This is a genomic window from Bdellovibrio sp. HCB185ZH (assembly GCF_047302455.1).
In the GTDB taxonomy this organism is placed as follows: domain Bacteria; phylum Bdellovibrionota; class Bdellovibrionia; order Bdellovibrionales; family Bdellovibrionaceae; genus Bdellovibrio.
Genome location: NZ_CP178624.1, coordinates 2703232 through 2723174 on the forward strand (window position 1 = coordinate 2703232; position 19943 = coordinate 2723174).

Here is a 19943-nt window from a genome sequence, read left to right on the forward strand (position 1 = left end):
GTCTTACCTCGCTGATAAGAAATGATGGCATAAACTTTCGCGGGCAGAAAGAAAAATCCCCGCTCGAGGGCGGGGATTACTAAGGAACTATTTATTTTTGAAGTTCTCTTTAACAACTTTTTCTGTCGCTTCTTTACCGATTGGAGAGAAGCCGTTGTCATTACGACCTTTTTTAGAAGAGTCGATCGCTATGTCCCAGAAGTTGATACCTTGGAACCATGGCCATTGTGGTTGCCAGAAAGATTCAAACACGGCTTGGTAAGCAGCTGCCTGGTCTTCGATATTTACGGTACCGGAACCTGCGTAAGCAAACGGATCAATGAAGCCTTTTTCAACTGAGCGGAAACCAATTTCTTTGATGATTGCTTTTTTATGGTGATCCAAAGTCAATTCAATCTGAGTAAGACCTGTATCTAACTGCGTGGCATAAGAATCAGAGCGAAGTTTCAAAGAGCTAACCAGGTCTGCGTATGTGTTTGGTAATACTTGGTCATTGGAAGCCAATGAACGGTATATATCCAAACCAATAGCATCAAGTTCTTTCCAGAAAGTGGAAAGGTCTTGCCAGATTTTTTTCTCATCTGGATTAGGACGATCCGCAAGGTCCACCAAACGATAGCGCCATCTTTCGAACTCACCACCAGAAGCAGTCAAAGGACCATTGTTCACGCTGTCATCCGTAAAATTTACGTCATACATTAAACGAGCGTTTGGCAATTTAGCACGTACATAACGAAGAAGTTCCAACCAGCGACCAGGGAAACCATATGGATATTCTTTCCATTGGTCTTCAATACCCACAGTCATAGAGTAAAGCTCGGCACCGATCGTGAACTCGTCCACTTTCGCAAGCTTAGCTACCGTGATGTAAACATCAAGATAAACGCGGAAAGATTCAAACCAACGATTTGGATCTTTAGGTTGGATGTTCCCATGCCACCAAGTTTTCATAGTGCCATTGGATTGTTTTTCCATGTATGGGAATTCGCCGTTTGGACCAACCACGAAGAAAATCGGGCGGATACCGACAGTCATGCCCTGGCTTTGGATGTACTTAATAAGCTTAGCCATGCGCATAGCTTCTTTAGAACGTTCCGCTGGAGCCGTTACCGGGATGATTTCAGAAGAGTAGGGACCCTTCATGATCGCTCGAAGATTTAAGATAACGTGGTTTGAACCCAGACGTTTTGCTTCATCAACTGCCTGTTGCGCCAATGTCTTTGGCTGACCTGCGGGTGCAGCATCGTAAAGGAAGCCTTCGGATTCAGTCAGGTTAAAGCCTGCAACGTATTTGTCGGCAGCGAAGGAGTTCGCTGCGAACATCAATACGAAAGCAGAAATCAGATTAATAAGTTTCATGATCAATCCTATTTGCTTACTCGTTTAAGTTTGGACATTGTTTTAGCTTGTCCTTGGCCACCCACAACGATGTAAGCGTCAAGACCATAAGCCGTTACGTTGGCACGAACCTGTACCCATGAAGAACCAATGTTGCGACCAGAAGTCATAATGATCACGCCATCAGTACCTTTGCTACCGATGTTCAAATCAACAGTTAAAACTTTTGAATCGATACGACCCAAAGTGTAACCATTGAAAGCAGTCACGATCACGCGGCCCCAGAATGGTTTACCTTGTGGAGTGTAGATAGTGCCTTCGTAGATACCTTCAGCATACTCAGGGTTAGCAACTGCAGTGCCCCACATGTTTGTGAAGTTTTGAACCTTTTTGCCAGTCAAAGTCGTCATGCCATCGCGGCCGAACGGATCTTGAACAGTCATCACGCCATTTTTGTAGTCGAATTTGATTGGTGGATTTTGATCCTGGTCAACGTCTTGATCACGTTGAGAAGCCACGAAACCAGAACCTTTAACGTTGTAAGCAACGTTGAAGAACGCTTTGTAAACCACGCCACCTTGCATAGACAAGGCTGCGATCAACATGTTTTCACGAGCAACCGCCACTGTGAATTTCCAAGAGCGACCTTTTTTATCAGTAAGAGCGTATTCACCTTCCAAGTTTTGCTCTTTAGCCAAAACTGGAGCTGATTTTTGACCTAACCATTTAGCAAGATCATCAGAGTCTTTAGCCGCACCTTTTGCGCGAGACATATCAACTAGCATTCTGGAAAGCTCGATGTATTTCGCAGAGTATTTGCCTGAAGGGATCGTATCCTGAGCCATCCATTGTTGAACCAAGCTTTGCACATGGCGCAAAGACAGTGAATTTACAGCAGCAGTGAATTCCTCTGCAGAGATGTTTTCTTCGAAACGAACCATGCGAAGCAAAGTTTCGATCGTAGAGTCACCAAGACCCGCAACCAACCAAGCTGGAGAGCTGTCAGTCAATTTAGTTGTTTGTTTGTTCAAAAGAAGCAATTGCGACAAATAGAAGTGACCATCAGCTTTGTTTTTAGTGCCCAAAGCATAGATACCTTGGTTCAAAACATCGATGTACTCAGACAAAGAAGATGAGATCTTGATCTGAGAGATCCAGAACTGATTTAGTTCCGGAGACATTTGGTTTTGCTTAAGCATTGTCACCGCAATGTCAGATTGAAGACGGCGGAAACCAGCTGGAACATAAGGAAGTGCGCTGGATTTCTTGTCAACAAGAGGCAAGATGGCATCGATGTTTGCTGTGATCTTTTGAAGAGCAGTTGGGTCTTTCACGACGTCAAGCTGGTACTCAACAACTGATAGAAGGCGGCCCAATGCATCTGCATCCATCCAAGTTACATAGTATTGCACTTTTTCGGAAGAATCTTTGGAAAGATCCAACCAACGCATACCATTTGTAACCATGTGCAAACCAAGTTGCTCAACCGCGTTTGGATAGTACTGATCTAAATTGGAGACTGCCGCTTGCTTTTGAAGTTGGCCAAGCAATGCAAAGTATTTATCGAAAGTTACAGCGTCTCTCATCTCAGAGATATTGAGATCAAGGTCCATGATAACTTCGCGCAAAGCTGTACGGCTTGTGGCAGCTTTCGTCAAAAGATCTTGCGGAGCTGGCAAGTTCAGAGCAGCTAACGCTAGGCTGGGTGCTACTACACAAAGCAATAGAAGGTGCTTAAGGTTTTTCATTATTGGACGTCCTTATAAATTGGTTCAGGTCTTTTAAATTTCGTATTTTTATTCGTAAAATCATTAATATCGATGAACTTGTAGCCCATCTTTTTTAGCTCCTGCAAAATGAAGCGAAGTTCACTTGCATCGCCAGGGTAAGAGCCACGTCCGCCGTCTTCGTAAGTCGTGAACAGGAATGGGTGATAGAAGAATGAAGCCCACGCATCACGCAAAACCAGGTTTCTTTTCGCATCAGCGACGATGTCTTCTTTGCTGCGAGGATTCGTTACGTGATCGTTTTGGAATGGTTGAGAGTTACCCAAGTTTTCAGGGATAACGCGTTGACCGTGAACATCTCCGAAAATTTCGTAGGGGAAGAATTGACCGCTCCAGTTTTTAGAGCTCGTTGTCACTTTCAAATCTTTAAAGAATTGATCGCGCAACTGTTTGCCGTTAGCAGCTTTGGCTTCAAGCAATAATGCTGGATTTGCAGAAGGAGTTAGACCTTGAGCTTTAAAGTTGTAATAGATCACGCGGCCCACGTTCCAAGAAAACACATTGGCAAAAATGATGTTATCCAAAGTGCTCGCCTGATAGTGCGGCGTTAACCAGATTTTAGGAGTGATGCCTGCTTTTTGAAGGACAGAGAATCCGTCTTCAAGTTTATCCATGACATAACCCACGCTGTCTTCAGCAAGAGGGCCGTTGTTTGCTACATCAAAAAATTCAAAATCATCTCCTGAAGTACCAGAGTGGGGATTGAATTGGTTTTTGTATTGGTGAGTAACACCGTGCCAGATGAAATTTGCGCCCTGGGCTTTAGAGTCTTGGATGTAGTTCATGAAGGCAGGAACGCGGTCCATAGACAACAACTGCTCAGTAGGGTTGTTCGTGTATTGGTACAACGGATCATAGAAGATCGGAATGATCGAAATGTTAAGAGGAACTTGTTCTTCTTTAAGAACTTTGTTCGTGATGTACAACCAGCTTAGTGGAACCAAGGCGTGTACGTCTTCAATACGCAAGAATGCGTATTTGTCGTTATGACGAGGTTTAGCATTTAGGATATCAAATAGAACGTCAGCAAAAACCAGGTAACGATCCGCTTCGTGCATAAAGCTAAACGGAACGTCAGCCACGTAAAAGTGATTACCTGCGCGCAAAATGTACGGAGCTTCTTCGCCCGTTACGTTTTGCTGAGCTTTTGCTAAAACTTGAGATTTTTCTGGAGCAACAGGTTTAAACAAAGATTGTTCGAACTCTGCCAGGAATTGTCCGCTTTGAGTTTGGCTGAAATCACCATACTTAAAGAACTTCTCTCCCTTGTATAGAATGTCCTTAAAGAAACTTGGACGAGCTTTATAGTCAAGATGTTGGCGATCTAGGGAGCTGATCTTTTCATAGCTATAGCCAAAGATATTGTCGAAGTCCTTACCAAGTTTCCACGTGTTGTACCCTAACCAAGCGACGTTCGTTTTAGTTTCAGTGAAATCTTTTAGGAAATCCGCCGGAACATCATTGTCAAAATAAGATCCGATGTAAATCGTTGCCACGCATTTATCAATATCGCCTTTTTTATAAGACTCTACCGTTGAAACTACTTGCTGATATTCTGGGAAGTGACCCAAAAGGTTTTGCAAGAAAGTCGCATAAGTTTTCCCCATCCAGTATGTCGCATCAGGAGAGCGGTCATAATAGATATTCACGCAAGACGCCGCATTGGCTGCAGTCGCTGCGCTCATGACAAGCAGAAGACTAAAAATCGCTAATAGTTGTCTCATGTGCTTTGAACCTCAATCTCTTTTCCGAAGTGCTCAGGCATGCGGTGCTCGGTTTTGATCCACGCCGGGCGTTTTCCTGTTCTGATACTTTCCTTGTATTGGCGATAAGCTTTCACTGTCGCGCCGATATTAATAACGTTTGCAAGAAGCCATCTGACTGGGACCAGCGCAATATGCATGCGCGCATTGGTGCGAGAGACGGCTTTCATTCTTTGCACCACACGCACGGACATATTCAAAAGATTCAAGAGCAACAATGCCTGGAACAAATTCGTTTGCAGAATTTCAGGCAAGTGTCCTGTCGCGCGTGCGGACGCGAACATAATTAGTAACAACGCGGAGAATACGATCAAGACGCTGTTCAAGGGGCCGCGGCGGTCTCTCCACATAAAGTATTTATCGACGAAAGTTCCATTCCAGGAAAGATTGTCCATGCCCTGGAAGGCAATTCCCAAAGTCCAACGGGATTTTTGGCGCATGGATGCTTGCATCAGATGCGGGAAGTATTCGCGAGTCGCGATGAATTCCTTTTTGCCGTTTTCTTTTTCATACTGAACACAAGCGAACTTGGATTTAAAACCCAATTGCTTGGTCATCATTCCCAAGTGATAGTCCTCCGTCAGAGTGTCCTCTTTTAAGAATTGACCTTCTTGGGCGTCTTGCAGTTTCAGCATCAGATTTTTACCGATGCATGTGCCCACGCCTGCAGAAGGGATCGCTGCTCCCATGCGTTCACGTACCAAAAGATCTTTGGTGTGGGATTCCGAGAACTCATCGATGTATACTCCGCCCACTAGTGAGGCAGCAGGAACGTCGAAGGAGAAGACTGGGATTTGCACAAAGTCCGCTTGAGCAGAATAGTGATTCATCAAGCTTAAAGAGTGCGGATGTAGCACGTCTTCCGAGTCCTGCATCAAGAACAGATCGATCTTACGACCCGTCGCGATTTCCGAATCAATAATCTGACGAGCCATCTCATTCAGCATCTGACCTTTAGATGTCGGACCAGGCTGAGTGTTTACGATCACGACGACTTTGTGCGGGAATAGGTCTTCAAGTTTTTTAGCTGCTTCCCACGTGGCCGTATCATTTGGGTAGACGCCCAGGAAGAAAGTGTAATTGCTGTACTGAAGACCACGCAAGTTTCCGCGAATCATCGGAGCGATGACTTCGGCTTCTTTCCAGTTTGCGATCAGAATAGCGAAATGCTTTTCCGGAGCTTGCTTGATCTTGGTGATGAAATCCGAAGTCACAACTTGTGGTTTCATTCTGAAAATCAAAGCATAAAGATCGATGAAAAGGTCATCCAAGGTGAAGACCAAGGCACCCACGACGACAGCGAATGCCAATAGGATAAATAGAGCATCAAACAACATTAGAATGATCCTCCAAAGTACAAGAGCGCTTCATTATGGCTGCGTTCGTCTTTCACGAAGGCTTCATAAACTAGTAAACCCACGCTCCACTTTTCCCATGCACCCAGGAAGCGAACGCCTGCGCGAGCTTGATCAGTGTCTCGACCCAAATCAGGTGTGGGGCTGCGGCGCCCGTAAAGTTCGAGGTAAGGATCGATCATGAAGTGGGGATCAATTTGAAAGCGAAGACCTTGTTTGATCCAGCCCGTGGAAACCGGATCGTGATGATAAGAAGGCATCAACACACCTTCAGCGTAAAATTCTGTGAACATTTTTACGGAGCTCACTGGATAGATCCACATGTCACCCAAAAACACACCCCAGCGGCTGCGGTCTTCAGTGCGAGCTTCAGCAAGGAGGTGCAACGTCTTCCAAATTTTGAATCGGAAGCCCACCTCGGCCATTAGATATTCTTTGTTATAAAGGGAGTCTTGATCAGTGGATGTCTTGTCCTGACGTTGAACGACCGCGCCCAAATAGACTGCAGCCAATACGTCTTTGTAAAAGACGTAACGAAGTTGCGTGTCCGTCAGTAAACCATACTGAGGAACGTAATTCGTTTCCGAATAAATTTCTCCACTTGAAGTGAAGGATGCTTGAGCAGTGGCCGTAACAAATGTTGTAGATAAAATTAAGCTCAGAGCAGAATATCGCAGAACACGTACCATGAGTTCGATAAACCACCGCCGAATTGACAAATTCTTGATTACATCGGTGGTATATACGACCAGCATTTGTATTACAATGCCGGTGCAGAAATTTCATGGAAGTATCTGGAACGGATTCTCTTATGTTAAAGTTTGGTGTCCAGAATATCTAAGATTTTCTCAGATGCTTTACCGTCGCCAAAAGGGTTTTTTGCTTGCGACATACGGTTAAAAATTTCAGGAGTGTCCAATACTTCGCTAGCCACTTTTAAGAATTTAGACTTCTCAAGTGGAATAAGTTTAGAAGTTCCCGCAGCAATTGCTTCGGGGCGCTCAGTTTTCTCTCTGGCAACCAATATAGGCTTACCAAGCGATGGCGCCTCCTCTTGAACACCACCGGAATCAGTAATGATCATGTGAGCCTTATCCATCAAATAAATAAACGGAACATAGTCTACAGGTTCGCACAGCCAGATTTTATTAGATGGATTTAAAGTTTCGCCTTTATCGATCCACTGGGCGTTATCACCAAAGATTTTTTTAGCGGAAGCACGAACTTGTGGATTCATATGCAGAGGGATCATCAGTTCCAGGTCTTCACGACGGGAAAGCTCTAACAAACCTTTCATCACTTCTTCCATGGGCTCACCAAAGGATTCACGACGGTGAACTGTCACCAGGATCATCTTGCGTTTTGGATTTAAGAAAGAGTATTTTCCAGCCACTTCGGTTTTAAGTTGTGGAGTGGATTCGATCTTTCTTTTTACTTCAAACAAGGCATCGATACCTGTATTTCCAGTCACAAAAATATCTTCAGCCGGGTAGTGCTCATGCAAAAGATTTTCTTTCGCAGTTTCCGTTGGTGCCAGGTGAACTTTGGAAACTAGAGCGGTGCCTTTGCGATTAAACTCTTCAGGGAAGGGGGAGTAAATATCTCCCGAGCGAAGACCAGCTTCAATGTGGACCACATTAACTTTGTTATAAAAAGCAACCAGGCTTCCGATGAAACCACTTGTCGTATCACCCTGAACGACAACGGCATCGATTTTGTTTTCATTAAGAATTTTGTTTAATCCCGACATCACACCCATAGAGATATCAATCAGGGTTTGTCCTGGGCGCATAAGATCCAAGTTGAAATCGGGCTTGATACCAAAGAAATCAAACAGAGGGCGGATCATTTCGCGATGCTGACCTGTCGAGCAGACAAGAACTTTATAGCGCGGATCTTTTTGAGCTTTCAAAATAACCGGGGCACATTTGATGGCTTCTGGACGAGTACCGAATACAAAAAGCAGAGTTTTCATGCCCAGAAATCTATTTTATGTTTGCTGGTTTCCGCAACCCTGAATCCGCAATTTCAGCTTTTTAATGAAAGAAAAACAAGGCACTCATGGCGGAGTGCCCGAAATCTCATTAGTGACGCGCTTCCTGGCTGTCGCGTTCGACTGTCATGGAACTTTCTTTTTGCGCACGATAAATTTCCATGGCTTTTGCGGGACTGTCGACAGCCTCTCCGTTGATTTCAGTAACGACATCACCAGCGCGAAGCTCCAATTGCTGTGATTTGCATTTCATTGTGATTGTTCCATCGTTCTGACGGAACGGGATACAGCCTTTCTCTCTCATTTCCGATGAAGTCATCGCCAGGGCTTGTACAGAGCAGAATACTGACAGGGTCAATACTAGAATTCTCATGGTTCCTCCGTGAGTCTATATTGCAACCTTGGTTGGGATTATTGGCAATGGAATATTTAACGCACTTCAAACTTCACGGAGTCAATACGTCCTCCAGAGGAATCTCGCAGTTCTACGCGAAACTTTCCGCGCTGCAAGGGCCACATCATCGTTTCTTGGGCAGCGTTCAATAGGCGATTGTTAACGAAAACTTGATGTCCCTTTTGCGGGTTCTCAACTTCAATAGGAAGTTTTTGTTGTTGTCTAGGAATATCAGGATCGAGACCTACCAACATGTCTTTGGCGGGATAGCGAATTTTTGTAATCGTTCTGATTGGAAGCGCTTCAGCCGGCGATTCATAACGGATTGGAACTGCTGTGGGTTGGGGATGCAATGAAAGCATGATGGATCGCCAAATCGGAGCAGCGCCACTCATCCCGCTAACGTTCCACATCGGCTCTCCGTTGAAGTTTCCAATCCAAACACCGACGACGTATTGAGGCGTCCAGCCAATGCACCAGTTATCTCTCATGTCTTTGCTGGTTCCGGTTTTTACCGCGGCGGCAAAAGGTAAAGTCAGAATACTGTCCATTCCGAATGTGAAGCGACGGTATTCTGGGGAAGCGAGGATATTAAAAATACTTTTGCGTGATTCTTTAGAAAATGGTGAATCTTCGATGGCAAACTTTCTGTACCCGTGGGTGAGCTCCCACAATGTCACATCCAGAGTGCCAAGGGCCATGCTGGGTCCGTAATATTCGTCTTCCTGAAGTTGTTCAAATCCCACAGAGCGCAACTTGTCTAAGACTTTCGGTTCCCCAACAAGTTGCAGGGCGCGTACTGCTGGCACGTTCATACTGGAACCTAGGGCGTCGCTAACACTGACAAGCCCGCGAAATATTTTGTCGTAGTTTTTCGGGTGATATACACGTCCCTGAGAAACAGAAATGTCGGCCGGCGAATCTTCTAGCAGAGAGTTCGAGTGGAGATAGTTCCAATCAAATGCAGTCGCGTAGACGAAAGGTTTTATTGTTGATCCTGCCTGACGGCGCATTTGAATACCGTCAATTTGCGCAGCCGAAGCAATGCCAGCTCCTGCATTTGCGGCATAAGCCACGACATTTCCAGTGATCGTTTCAATCACCAGTACGGCACCATCATTGACGTTCTGACTTTTTAGGCTTCGTAATTGTTCACGAAGGCTTTTGATTGCGAGTTCCTGAATCCCGAGATCAATCGATGTTTGGATTCTGTTGTTTGACTTTGATTTAGTAAACGAAGACGAAAGAACTGGAAGAATATTACGTTCACGGGAAAGCTTATAAGGTGTTTTCAACACAGAGCTTATTTTTCCTCTAAGGTCCGTGCATTCTGAAAGTTCCAGAATTCTGCAAGTCCGTTTGCTAACTAGTTCTACAGGGGAATTGGGGGAACGCAAAAGAGCAACTAATACTGCCGCTTCTTCCCTATTCAGGCCCGAGGGATTTTTGTTGAAGTATCCTAAGCTTGCAGCTCTTAAACCACTCAATTCACCACGCAGGGGAGCAAGATTCACATAGGCTTCAAGGATTTGCTCCTTGGACCACGTCATTTCCATTTTTAGGGCGCGAGTGATTTGTTGGAACTTTTCGGAAAAGTTACGACGTTGACCTCTAGCTTCTTGGGTCAGAACTCCCGTAAGCTGCATGGTTATCGTACTCGCTCCACGATTGGATTTACCAAGAACTTTATGCCAACCCGATTTTCCCAGAGCCAAAACATCGATGCCGGGATGCGAATAAAATCTTTTATCTTCCGTTTGAATAAGAAGGTTTTTGAAAGACGGGGATACTTCAGACCACTTGACCCATTCCAAACTTCGCTTGTTTTTTCCATTACGAATGGACTCTAGAGGGTAGCCATTACGATCAACCACCAGCAAGTCAGAAGGTTTATAGTTTTCTGACACTGACTGAAATGAAGGAACGGGAATACTCAGCCAGGTCGCCGCTATCAATAGCGCGGCGATACTGATTGAGGCACTCAGTATGATATTGTTTCGCTGCTTATTCAGCCACTTGCCAGTTTGCAACTGGAGCCTCCACAAATGTTTCCGGTGAGTACATCGCCTCCACACGCGAAGGAGGAAGTTTGAAATCACCAGCCGAGTTTAAGCGGATACGATAGTCTACTCGATATGTCCCCCGAGGCAAGTAACCGGCATAGGAAGTAAAGTGTGTAAGCGATTTTTCATCGTACTCCGTCGGCCATGGTTGAACCTCTGTTGCAGCATCCTTTTTAGGAGCTCCGTCCATCAATACCGATGAACCGGAAAGGCCCATTCCCAATGGTGTAGCTCCTGAAGGGATCGGATCGCGTATGACTACCCAAGGTTGGTCCGCTTTGGCTGTTACAGTAAGTTCAATATTTGCCACATCTCCCACGCGCCACTTGCCAGGTGTTTGTTGGAACACTGGTGTAATTTTGCGGAAAATTTTATAACCCATTTCCATTGGCCGCTTCAAAGGAACGGCTGCTTGAATTTGTAAAGTCATCCATGGTTTTCCGCCTCCAGCATGTTCAAATTTGACTGGCACATTTGATTTCAATGAATCCTTTGGCCAAGAAAGTACTTTTGATTCTCCGATAGGGTTGTTTTTCCAGTTTAAGTTCGCAACCACTTCGTTTGCTGCAATCTTGGTCTCACCCGAGACTCTATCTTTTTCGTATTTTGCGCTGAAACGTTTTAATTGAGTGACACCCCAAGCATTTGCCATAGTTGTATCCCAAACTCCGCGACGAAGTCTTGCGATGACTCCTCTGGCAACTCTACCCACGTCATCTTTCCAAGCGGGTTCGTCGATGGCTATTCCAAACAATCCCATAGCCTCTTGATCCCTTGATGTGAAAAGAACCCATTGGCTTTCATCGTCTGATCCACCTTGAAGGTTCATCAGTGTGCCTTGGAAATTTGTTCTTGCGCGCAGAATATTCTCTGCTTGCTTAAGTAAAACGTCGCGATTTTCGATATCTGGCTGGCGTTTAAGCAACTGGAACCACGCCGTCGCCGTTTCATTTTTCCAAATATTTGGAGTTATTTGAACCGTAGATAACATCGACTTGTCAAAGACGCCATAGCGAGACAAGGTTTCCATTAAGAGAACTTTATCCTCGCCTGATGTATCTTTCATATATGACTGCCACCACGTATTGCATGTGCCGCGACCATAAATATAGGATTCGATACCAGAGATAATTTTGCCTCTGGTCTCCTCTGGAATTTTATATCCGTTTTCGTGCATGATATTCAGAACGTAACGCGAGAGTTGAGCAGATCCGCACATGGACGATGTAAAAAACTTTAATAGACCATATCCGTCAATGTAAGACGGAAGTTCATCAATGATCCTAAGAGTTGCTGCTTTGTCTTCCAGGGCAATACCACGTGATACTTGTTGTTCAAGGCAAGTATAAGGATAGTCTTGCATGTACGATTTTACACCACTTAAGCTGGTGACAAGCGTGCTGCGACCATCGACTATTAGGCCACCCTTATTCGCGATCGCATCCGATGGCTGCTTAACAGGAATTTGATAAGATTTGTCCAACTGAAATAAAGTCGCCTGCAGTATTTTAACTGGCACAGGTGTTTCGACCTTAACAGTTGATTTCATCGAATCTTCTGATCCAGACAATTTATCCTTCGCGTTAATCTGAAAGGTATAAGAACTAATACCCGTTGGAATAGCGAAAGGTATAGCAATTTTTTTTGCCTCGCTTGGCTTGAGTTCTACATTCGCGACTTTGCCGATCTTTGCAATTTCTTTGCTGGTTACTTCAAGATCAACAAGCATCGATTTTTCAGTCGTATTTCTCAGTGTCAGGGCGTTTCTAAGATTATCGCCTTCACGCGCCACGGGAGAAAAGCCCGAATAGATAATCAAATCTTTAGTGGACTGAATGTTCGTGCTGCCATTTCCAAAATGATTAAATCCACCAGTAGCGATAGCTACGACACGGAAGCTTGTCATTGAGTCATTTAACAGAATCGTGACTTTGGCCTTTCCGGTTGAATCAAGTTTAACTTGTGGCTGCCAGAATAAAACGGGATCGAAGAACTCCCGATTTTCTCCTTGGGGTGAAGAGCCTCCGCCTCCGCCTGGTGTTTTGGCTTTCGCACCGAAGTGACGACGACCCACGACTTGGTTTTGTCCAGAGCTAGTCTCAACAGCGAGACCGCGCTGTCCCATCATTTCCTTAAGTAATTCCCAGCTTGTATTCTCTTTAAGGCGAAGGAGAGATTCGTCGATAGCTGCAATGGTTACTTCTGAACCGGGTGGAAGTGGCTGCCCATTTGCCATTTTAACCTCAATTTCAATCTGGGCTTTGTCTCTGGCTTTGTATTTTGTTTTATCGGACTTCACTTGAACTTTTAGTTCGTGATCGCGCCATCCGACTTTGACTTCGACGATACCCATTTTCATTGCAGGCTTACCAAGATCCAGAAGTGCTGTAGGCTTTGGATCGCCAACACGACCTCTAAGCGCCAGAGCAGAAATGAAAACATTGGGTGCGAACTGTCCGTTTAAAGGCACTTCGATGCTGGGTTTGTCGCGGGATATATCGGTGACAAATGCCTCCATGATTCCTTCGCGCTCGACAGTGATCAGAACTGTTGATTTAGGGAATGGCGATTGTACAACCAGTTTGGCTTTCTCGTTTGGCTCATAGGATAACTTTTCAGGAATAATATCGATTCGATCACTGTCGCTGGGAGTCCACCAATTATCCGAACCTGTTTTGAACACGGTCATTTCTGTCGTCGCATAAGTTGCGTGGCCTTTTTCATCGGTCACTTTCGCCTGAAGAATGATGTTTCCGGCAGGTAGACCTTTGGGTTCACATTTAAATCTTCCATTTTCATCAGACTTGCCATCGCAAACTTTTCCAAGAGAAGAGTTTTCAACTTTTGAGTCATAGGAGTAAAAGCCTCCAACCAGACGTTTTCGGTGAGTGATGTATTCAGATTTAAAGGCCTCGACGGTAAATGATTTCTTGCTAAGTGGTTTTCCGGTATTTCCAGTGATTACACCCATAGCGCTTATCTTATTCGGATCAGCGGCCCAGCTTTCTGCACGAAGACCCACTGCTAATTCGGATGGAAACATGGGCACAGTCGCGGACGCTGTTTTTACTTCACCATTCGGATCTGAGTATTCCATTTCCATGTGGAGATCTTGAATTCTTTTAATCTGAGGTAGGCCTGAAACTTTTGCGAGCAAGCCGCCATCAGACTTCAAAGTGAAGTCTTGAACTTTGATAAACGCATCTTCCGCCGTCTCACGGCGTTCGTAATCGATGACTCCGGTCTTTACTGGTTCCGAGAAGAATGTAAAATCTGACGCTCCTGGAACTTGTGGTTGAAAGAAGCCCGGTTGAATACTTGTGCGCAATTTTACTTTTAAATCTTTAGCAGGTCCGCCGGAGAGATAACTGGCAGATAGGTCAACCTTCACCTCAGTGGGTCTGATTAAGGGTTCGCCTTGAATCTTAATTGAAGCTTTCATCAATGGAAGACGATATTCACTGACAATGAAGTGACCCGTGGATTTGGCTGTCCAATCACGCATATCCGTATCGTCGTCTTTGGCTTCTTTAGGAGGTACTGTATTAGAGACATAAATATCATATCTTCCAAGAGTCGCGTTTTTTGGGATGGCAAATCTATTTAACGCAGCTCCAGTGGATTTGTCATAGGTGAAAGGCAAAGTGTAGGTTTTGCGACTTCCCTCGTGGACGATAAGGACTCTTTTGGGAAGTGCTGCATCTGAAAGCTTGCTGAATCCATTCATGTGATATTCACGAATGATGTGCTTCATATTTATGCTTTCGCCACGTTGAGCAGCCATACGATCTAAAATTGAATGAATTGATGCCGAACCCCAAGAGCCTGTGATGTCGTCGCCCGGAACATTGAAACGGTAGCTTTCAATTCCTTTTTTCCACGAACTCGAAACAAAAGAAACATCGCCGTCCTTTTTTGCAAACACGTAAGTTGTACAAGAATCCCATTCGGACCCACTGCTCCAGCTTCTTTTGCCCTCACAGGGAAAGTTTATATCACCGAGGTGCAGAATACCGTTTTTATCAGTTTTTCCTTTAGCGAATTCTTGTCCCAAATTATTCACTAAGGTTACATCTGCATCTCGAACTGGTTTTGCAGTGGAAAGTTGAGTGACCCATACCAAGGAAGATTCACGACCTTTCTTAAAATGGACGGCCATATCGGTTACTAATGCGGAGGATGCCACGTACATTGGCAAGTTGCCGCCCATCAAAGAGTTTCCAAGTCGGAAACTTTTTAATTCGACAACATAGAAGCCTGGCTTTTTAAAAGGGATTCCTATAAGTTCAAACTCGCGCTCGCCGCTTGGCTTTGGCATCAAGATTTTGGTTCCCAAAGATTCTGGAATCAATTTTGCGGCCTGCTCGGTTGTATTGTCATACTTTCTTTCGACTTTTCTGTACCATTCCAGAATTTCAGAAATTTTTGATCCCGCTGTGAAAGCCAGGTTGCTGGCCTCATAGTCTATTTGCTGAGTTTCGATATTCTTTTCGATATTGCGAACGCTCACGGGTAGTGCGGGATCAGCCTTTGACTCAAGAAGACCGAAGGCCCCTTGGAATTTTATCAGGGGTGTATATTCATCAGTCGCGACCGATAAAGGAAACTTATTTTGATTCGTCAGAGATCTGCCAATTTCATCTTTGATGGATTTAGGAATTATGACATTAAACTGACTTTTCTCTGGGAAAGGCCCCTTGAAAGTCAGTACGGTTGGATTCTCAGTACTTTTCTTACGATCTTCAGATGGTTTTAATTCTTCTGGTGTCCATGTTGATTTACCATCAGCAGAGACCAGCTTTACTCCCGGAACTGACTTTAGTGGAATCACTTTAGAAAACTCAAGGCGCATATCTAGGATCGGATTGCACGGACGATCCGCTGTCGTTTTCTCACAGATGAATTTAACGTTGAACGGTTCTATCACAGTATTGGAAATTGATTGCTTTTCAGTTACGGGGACGCCGGATTTTGAGAGAATGCCATTTACCCAGTTTAAAACAACAGTGGACTTTTCAGGAAACCGCTGATTAGCAGAAATGACGACGAAATTTTCAAATTGTTTAATCTGTGCAAAAGGTTTTTTTGAATTCGCCTCTAGAATGGGTTCGTAAATTCTACGAAGCTGCCAGCTATTTTTGATGGCGGCTGTGATGGAATCTTCGCGATCTTTCCCCTCGATAATTTTAACTCCGACTTTGTTCGGAATGCCCGAAACTTCAAAATACGCCAGAGCCTTCACCGAATGGGGGTCGATAGCGCCATCCGTTAAAAGCACAAAGTACTGATCTGGCTCAATGTCATTATGTTCGGGCTCAATTTGTAAAATTGCGGGTCCGCCAGTGGTGAAGGAATAGGATTGTTCCGAATTTACATTCTCTCCCGCCACGTCTTTAAGATTGGACTTTTTAACAAAGGTACATGCAATACCCGATTTAAGGGGCTCCTCGAACTCCAAAACCCAATTTTTACTGTCTGCCCAACGTGTAGTGTGTTTTACTTCCTGAGGCCCGGCCTCTGGATCGTATTCGCCACCCGTTGTACGAACATTACACTTCATTTTAAAAGGGTCGTTTTTTGAGCGTGGATCACCCATGGGAACCATGTCCGTAGAAAAACGTACGACGGTCTGTTGCACCTGTTTTACGGAACCTGTCGGAAAAAAGCTGACAACTTCCCCGGCGTTTGCAGTTATCGCGAATAATAATAGGAAAATAAGAGTCTGGGGCATGTGGCTTAACCTCGTGATAATGAATCTGGCAGTCTCCAATTATCCCAGCAGGTACGAACTTGGTAAACTTCATATTGGTTAGTTGACATATTCACAGGTAAAACTAGACGTGCAGAGAGGTGCGCTGAGTGCGTTCAAAATTGCAAACGGCAATGAAAAGTGCCATCTTTGAATCCATGAAAAACCAAAAAGTACAGCTGACAGATGAAGTAGCAGAAGCATTAAATGCCGGCAAACCCGTGGTCGCCCTTGAGTCGACTATAATTTCTCATGGGATGCCGTATCCGCAGAATTATGAAATGGCTTTAGCTGTAGAGGAGCAGGTTCGTGCACAAGGCGCGATCCCAGCGACGATTGCGATTATTGATGGTGTTTTGCGTGCGGGTCTTTCAAAAGAGGAAATCGAAAGCTTTGCGAAAAAGGGAATGCAAATCGCTAAAGTCAGCCGTCGTGACATTCCCATGATTGTTGCTAACAAAAAAGATGGTGCAACAACTGTTGCAAGCACAATGATCATTGCCGCACTCGCTGGAATTCCTGTCTTTGCTACGGGTGGAATCGGGGGCGTTCACCGCGGTGCTGAAGAAACAATGGATATTTCTGCTGACCTGGAAGAGTTGGCACAAACGAGCGTTGCAGTGATCTGCGCCGGAGCAAAGTCAATTCTCGATATCGGTTTAACTCTTGAGTACTTGGAAACGAAAGGTGTCCCGGTGCTGGGATATCAAACATCTGAACTTCCAGCATTTTACACTCGTGAAAGTGGATTTAAAGTAGACGCGAATGTTGAATCTGCAGAAAAGATCGCTGAGATCCTGCATGCTAAATGGAATCTGGGATTGAATGGGGGAGTAGTCATTGCGAACCCTGTTCCTAGAGAATACTCTCTCGACTTTAAAGAAATGGAAAAGGTCATCGGTAATGCATTAGCTGAGATAAATGAAAAAGGAATCAAAGGTAAAGACTCAACACCATTCCTGTTGGGAAAAGTGAAAGAGCTTACAGCTGGAAAAAGTTTAGAGACTAATATTCAATTGGTTTTGAACAATGCAAAACTCGCAGCTCAGATTGCAGTTGCTTATGCCTCCAGATAAGACCATCTAAGAGAGTGCCGCAATTGCACAGCACTCTCTTTTTAAGCTAACCCTTCATTAATCTTTCAAGTTGATCAGCGCAGATGCCCCAGCCTTGATGAAAGCCCATCTCTTCGTGTTTCTTTTTATCAGCTTCTGAGCCATGTCTTGCGATAGCAACGAACTTTGTTTTATCGCCAGCGGCTTCCAGTTGAATGGACGCCGTGAACATAAGCCCCGCACCCGATTCAGGATGAGCAGCAGGTCTGAAATCCGGGAGGAGTGCATCAGTCCATACCAACTTCTTTTGCGGAACCACTTCTAAAATGCAACCCATATTGGGGAAGGATTGCCCCTCAGGAGACTGCATCACAGTTCTAAAGATACCGCCAGGGCGTAAATCAATCTGGGCTTCGGTGACCTTCCAGGGTTCTGGACAAAACCATTTGCAAATAAGATCTGGAGTGGTCCATGCCTTCCATACTTTATCCGTGCTTACGTTCAATGTTCTTTCGAGAACTAAATCAAGTTTTGGATCGATGTTCATTGAAAGCTCCTATCTGTTGGGAAATTTAGACATATCCATAAAAAGTAAATTCCAGCGATGCCCATCAGGATCGACAAATCCTGCACCATACATCCAGCCATCTTTGTATCCCGGTTTGCCATATACGGTCGCACCAGCTTTGACGGCCTTGTCCATCCATTGATCGACTTCTTGAGGAGAGTCGGCACCCAGAGAGAAAAGGACTTCGTTGGATTCCCTGGCATCGGTTACTTTGTGGCCGCCAATAAATTCGCGAAAGAGTGCTTCTTCGAAGATATTTACGATGATCTTCTTTTCACCCAAAACCATACTCACCATGTGAGTGGGATTGCCAGGTACTTGGTTCATTTCGAAACCCAAATCCGTAAAGAACTTGCGGGCGCGCGGGAGATCTTTAGTTGGCAGGTTTAACCAGAAATCGTTCTTCATTAAAAACTCCTGAAAGATGGTTCATTGCCGTATATGAACTAAATTAACATACTAAATAGTATGTTGTAAAGATCGGTCGGATTTGCTAGACTCTTTATATGGCTCCTGCAAAAAAAGTCGTTAAAAAGACCCGAAACCTGGAAAAATCCCGGAAAGAGATTTTGGATGCTGCCTTTTGGGAGGTGTTTACCCGAGGATTTCAGGGTGTCAGTATCGATGATATAGTAAAAAAGACTTCGATGACGAAAGGTGCCTTTTACCATCAATTTCCGACAAAGTTGGATCTGGGCTATGCTCTCGTTGATGAAGTAATCAAGCCGATGACATATGCTCGCTGGATCGATCCCCTGAAAGAATTTGAGAATCCACTTGAGGGGATTCTGTCTCAGATAAAAAATCTAATTGGTAAGGCTGACCCGAAAGAGCTGCAATACGGTTGTCCCTTGAATAATCTGGTGCAGGAGATGGCTCCCGTGGATAAGGAATTCAAGAACCGTCTTGAGGCCGCATTGCTCTATTGGATCGAAGGGATGGAGCAGGAGTTAAAGCGTGCAAAAAAGATGGGTTATCTGCGTGAAGAAGTAAACGTCCGTCAAGTTGCACACTTTGTAGTGATGGCGCACGAGGGGTTTTACGGAATGTTAAAAGCCTTACCAGATCCGAAAGCCTTTAATGCCCTTTATGATTCTTTGAAGAAATACTTTGAAACAATAAAGGTGTAGGCTCCTTTGAGAGAAGCCTACACAGGAGAGGGAAAGGAACGGTGGTGGTTTATCCGATCAAACGTTCAAATATCCCGGATTTACCGTCTTGAATTTCAATCTTTCTTGGACGAGCGGTTTCCGTTTTTGGAAGATAGAGTTCTAAAACCCCATTTTCATAGCGGGCCTCGACCTTGGCAGATTCAATGCTGGAAGGAAGAGAGAAACTGCGTTTAAAGAATCCGTATCTTCTTTCAAACAGTTGAAATTTTCTGTTGCTGTCGTTCGACGTCGCTCTTTTGCGCTCACCAGAAACTGTCAAAAGATTGTTGGTAATATCAATTTTAATGTCGTCCTTTTGCAACCCTGGAACATCCATACTCATGAAATAGTGTGTATCATTCTCGGTAAGATCACATGCCGGAGTGAAGTCCCGATCATCGTAAATCTTTGTTAAGTGCTCCATTTCATCGAACATACTGGAGATTCCAGAAGCAAGATTGCGTGTCGTCCAATATGGTGTAGTTGTTAACATTCTCATTTCATACCTCCTTTTGGTTTGTTTTTTTTAAACTGATTTTGGAAATTCTTCTGTCAAGGTGTCGCAAAATATTTTTCAGAGGCCGATGATGTCATCGACGCCGTGTTCATGGATTCGGAAGGGTTTGTGGTATTCACAATGACAGTAAGCAGGGCTGTTATCCCTAGAAATAAGACGATGTCTTGAATTAATGAACGCAAGTTTAGAACTTTCATAAGACCTCCTTTC

General features: G+C 44.6%; 15 protein-coding genes. 2 read left to right on the forward strand and 13 right to left on the reverse strand.

Features of this window, described 5'->3' with window-relative positions:
• Positions 1 to 87: 87 nt before the first annotated feature.
• The 9 genes from ACLSU7_RS13225 to ACLSU7_RS13265 form a co-directional block, all read right to left on the reverse strand.
• Positions 88 to 1359 carry a glycoside hydrolase family 113 gene (locus tag ACLSU7_RS13225; protein WP_413292362.1) on the reverse strand — a complete coding sequence of 424 codons (1272 nt, stop codon included), beginning with the start codon at positions 1357 to 1359 and terminating at the stop codon, positions 88 to 90.
• A gap of 8 nt (positions 1360 to 1367) precedes the next feature.
• Positions 1368 to 3086 (reverse strand): hypothetical protein, encoded by a 1719-nt coding sequence (locus ACLSU7_RS13230; RefSeq protein ID WP_413292363.1) that lies wholly within the window; start codon positions 3084 to 3086, stop codon positions 1368 to 1370.
• Positions 3086 to 4849 carry a DUF2334 domain-containing protein gene (locus ACLSU7_RS13235; RefSeq protein ID WP_413292364.1) on the reverse strand — a complete coding sequence of 588 codons (1764 nt, stop codon included), beginning with the start codon at positions 4847 to 4849 and terminating at the stop codon, positions 3086 to 3088. The genes ACLSU7_RS13230 and ACLSU7_RS13235 overlap by 1 nt, the downstream gene beginning before the upstream one ends.
• Positions 4846 to 6225 carry a glycosyltransferase gene (locus ACLSU7_RS13240; RefSeq protein ID WP_413292365.1) on the reverse strand — a complete coding sequence of 460 codons (1380 nt, stop codon included), beginning with the start codon at positions 6223 to 6225 and terminating at the stop codon, positions 4846 to 4848. Before ACLSU7_RS13240 ends, ACLSU7_RS13235 begins: the two co-directional genes overlap by 4 nt.
• A complete protein-coding gene (locus ACLSU7_RS13245) occupies positions 6225 to 6932 on the reverse strand; it encodes a hypothetical protein (RefSeq protein ID WP_413292366.1) in 708 nt (235 codons plus the stop codon). The genes ACLSU7_RS13240 and ACLSU7_RS13245 overlap by 1 nt, the downstream gene beginning before the upstream one ends.
• A 125-nt stretch (positions 6933 to 7057) precedes the next feature.
• Complete coding sequence (gene wecB / locus ACLSU7_RS13250; protein ID WP_413292367.1) at positions 7058 to 8218, reverse strand: non-hydrolyzing UDP-N-acetylglucosamine 2-epimerase; 1161 nt, start codon at positions 8216 to 8218, stop codon at positions 7058 to 7060.
• A 109-nt stretch (positions 8219 to 8327) separates the two neighbouring features.
• Positions 8328 to 8609: a hypothetical protein gene (locus tag ACLSU7_RS13255; protein ID WP_413292368.1), complete on the reverse strand. Its 282-nt coding sequence runs from the start codon at positions 8607 to 8609 to the stop codon at positions 8328 to 8330.
• 56 nt (positions 8610 to 8665) lie between these two features.
• Complete coding sequence (gene pbpC, locus ACLSU7_RS13260; RefSeq protein WP_413292369.1) at positions 8666 to 10660, reverse strand: penicillin-binding protein 1C; 1995 nt, start codon at positions 10658 to 10660, stop codon at positions 8666 to 8668.
• The gene (locus ACLSU7_RS13265) at positions 10635 to 16424 is read right to left on the reverse strand and encodes an alpha-2-macroglobulin family protein (RefSeq protein WP_413292370.1); all 5790 of its coding nucleotides are present in this window, start codon (positions 16422 to 16424) and stop codon (positions 10635 to 10637) included. Before ACLSU7_RS13265 ends, pbpC begins: the two co-directional genes overlap by 26 nt.
• A gap of 176 nt (positions 16425 to 16600) precedes the next feature.
• Between ACLSU7_RS13265 and ACLSU7_RS13270 the strand changes: the two genes are divergently transcribed.
• Positions 16601 to 17518, forward strand: coding sequence for a pseudouridine-5'-phosphate glycosidase (locus ACLSU7_RS13270; protein WP_413295417.1), 918 nt, complete (start codon positions 16601 to 16603; stop codon positions 17516 to 17518).
• Between the two features lie 46 nt (positions 17519 to 17564).
• Here the strand turns inward: ACLSU7_RS13270 and ACLSU7_RS13275 are convergent, their stop codons facing one another.
• Together ACLSU7_RS13275 and ACLSU7_RS13280 are read right to left on the reverse strand one after the other, a co-directional pair.
• The gene (locus ACLSU7_RS13275; protein ID WP_413292372.1) at positions 17565 to 18044 is read right to left on the reverse strand and encodes an SRPBCC family protein; all 480 of its coding nucleotides are present in this window, start codon (positions 18042 to 18044) and stop codon (positions 17565 to 17567) included.
• Positions 18045 to 18053: 9 nt separating this feature from the next.
• A complete protein-coding gene (locus ACLSU7_RS13280; RefSeq protein WP_413292374.1) occupies positions 18054 to 18473 on the reverse strand; it encodes a VOC family protein in 420 nt (139 codons plus the stop codon).
• Positions 18474 to 18571: 98 nt separating this feature from the next.
• Here ACLSU7_RS13280 and ACLSU7_RS13285 point away from each other — a divergent pair, with 98 nt between their 5' ends.
• Positions 18572 to 19195, forward strand: a complete 624-nt coding sequence (locus tag ACLSU7_RS13285; protein WP_413292375.1) for a TetR/AcrR family transcriptional regulator — start codon at positions 18572 to 18574, stop codon at positions 19193 to 19195.
• 49 nt (positions 19196 to 19244) lie between these two features.
• On the opposite strand, the gene ACLSU7_RS13290 is transcribed toward ACLSU7_RS13285, so the two are convergent.
• Complete coding sequence (locus ACLSU7_RS13290; protein WP_413292376.1) at positions 19245 to 19715, reverse strand: Hsp20/alpha crystallin family protein; 471 nt, start codon at positions 19713 to 19715, stop codon at positions 19245 to 19247.
• 53 nt (positions 19716 to 19768) lie between these two features.
• On the reverse strand, positions 19769 to 19930 hold the full coding sequence (locus ACLSU7_RS13295; protein WP_413292377.1) for a hypothetical protein: 162 nt from the start codon (positions 19928 to 19930) through the stop codon (positions 19769 to 19771).
• Positions 19931 to 19943 lie beyond the last annotated feature (13 nt).

Bases quoted from the DNA above. Each gene is read 5' to 3' on its own strand.
- ACLSU7_RS13225 (WP_413292362.1), bottom strand. From the start codon at position 1,359: ATGAAACTTATTAATCTGATTTCTGCTTTCGTATTGATGTTCGCAGCG.
- ACLSU7_RS13230 (WP_413292363.1), bottom strand. From the start codon at position 3,086: ATGAAAAACCTTAAGCACCTTCTATTGCTTTGTGTAGTAGCACCCAGC.
- ACLSU7_RS13235 (WP_413292364.1), bottom strand. From the start codon at position 4,849: ATGAGACAACTATTAGCGATTTTTAGTCTTCTGCTTGTCATGAGCGCA.
- ACLSU7_RS13240 (WP_413292365.1), bottom strand. From the start codon at position 6,225: ATGTTGTTTGATGCTCTATTTATCCTATTGGCATTCGCTGTCGTCGTG.
- ACLSU7_RS13245 (WP_413292366.1), bottom strand. From the start codon at position 6,932: ATGGTACGTGTTCTGCGATATTCTGCTCTGAGCTTAATTTTATCTACA.
- wecB (WP_413292367.1), bottom strand. From the start codon at position 8,218: ATGAAAACTCTGCTTTTTGTATTCGGTACTCGTCCAGAAGCCATCAAA.
- ACLSU7_RS13255 (WP_413292368.1), bottom strand. From the start codon at position 8,609: ATGAGAATTCTAGTATTGACCCTGTCAGTATTCTGCTCTGTACAAGCC.
- ACLSU7_RS13265 (WP_413292370.1), bottom strand. From the start codon at position 16,424: ATGCCCCAGACTCTTATTTTCCTATTATTATTCGCGATAACTGCAAAC.
- ACLSU7_RS13270 (WP_413295417.1), top strand. From the start codon at position 16,601: ATGAAAAACCAAAAAGTACAGCTGACAGATGAAGTAGCAGAAGCATTA.
- ACLSU7_RS13275 (WP_413292372.1), bottom strand. From the start codon at position 18,044: ATGAACATCGATCCAAAACTTGATTTAGTTCTCGAAAGAACATTGAAC.
- ACLSU7_RS13280 (WP_413292374.1), bottom strand. From the start codon at position 18,473: ATGAAGAACGATTTCTGGTTAAACCTGCCAACTAAAGATCTCCCGCGC.
- ACLSU7_RS13285 (WP_413292375.1), top strand. From the start codon at position 18,572: ATGGCTCCTGCAAAAAAAGTCGTTAAAAAGACCCGAAACCTGGAAAAA.
- ACLSU7_RS13290 (WP_413292376.1), bottom strand. From the start codon at position 19,715: ATGAGAATGTTAACAACTACACCATATTGGACGACACGCAATCTTGCT.
- ACLSU7_RS13295 (WP_413292377.1), bottom strand. From the start codon at position 19,930: ATGAAAGTTCTAAACTTGCGTTCATTAATTCAAGACATCGTCTTATTT.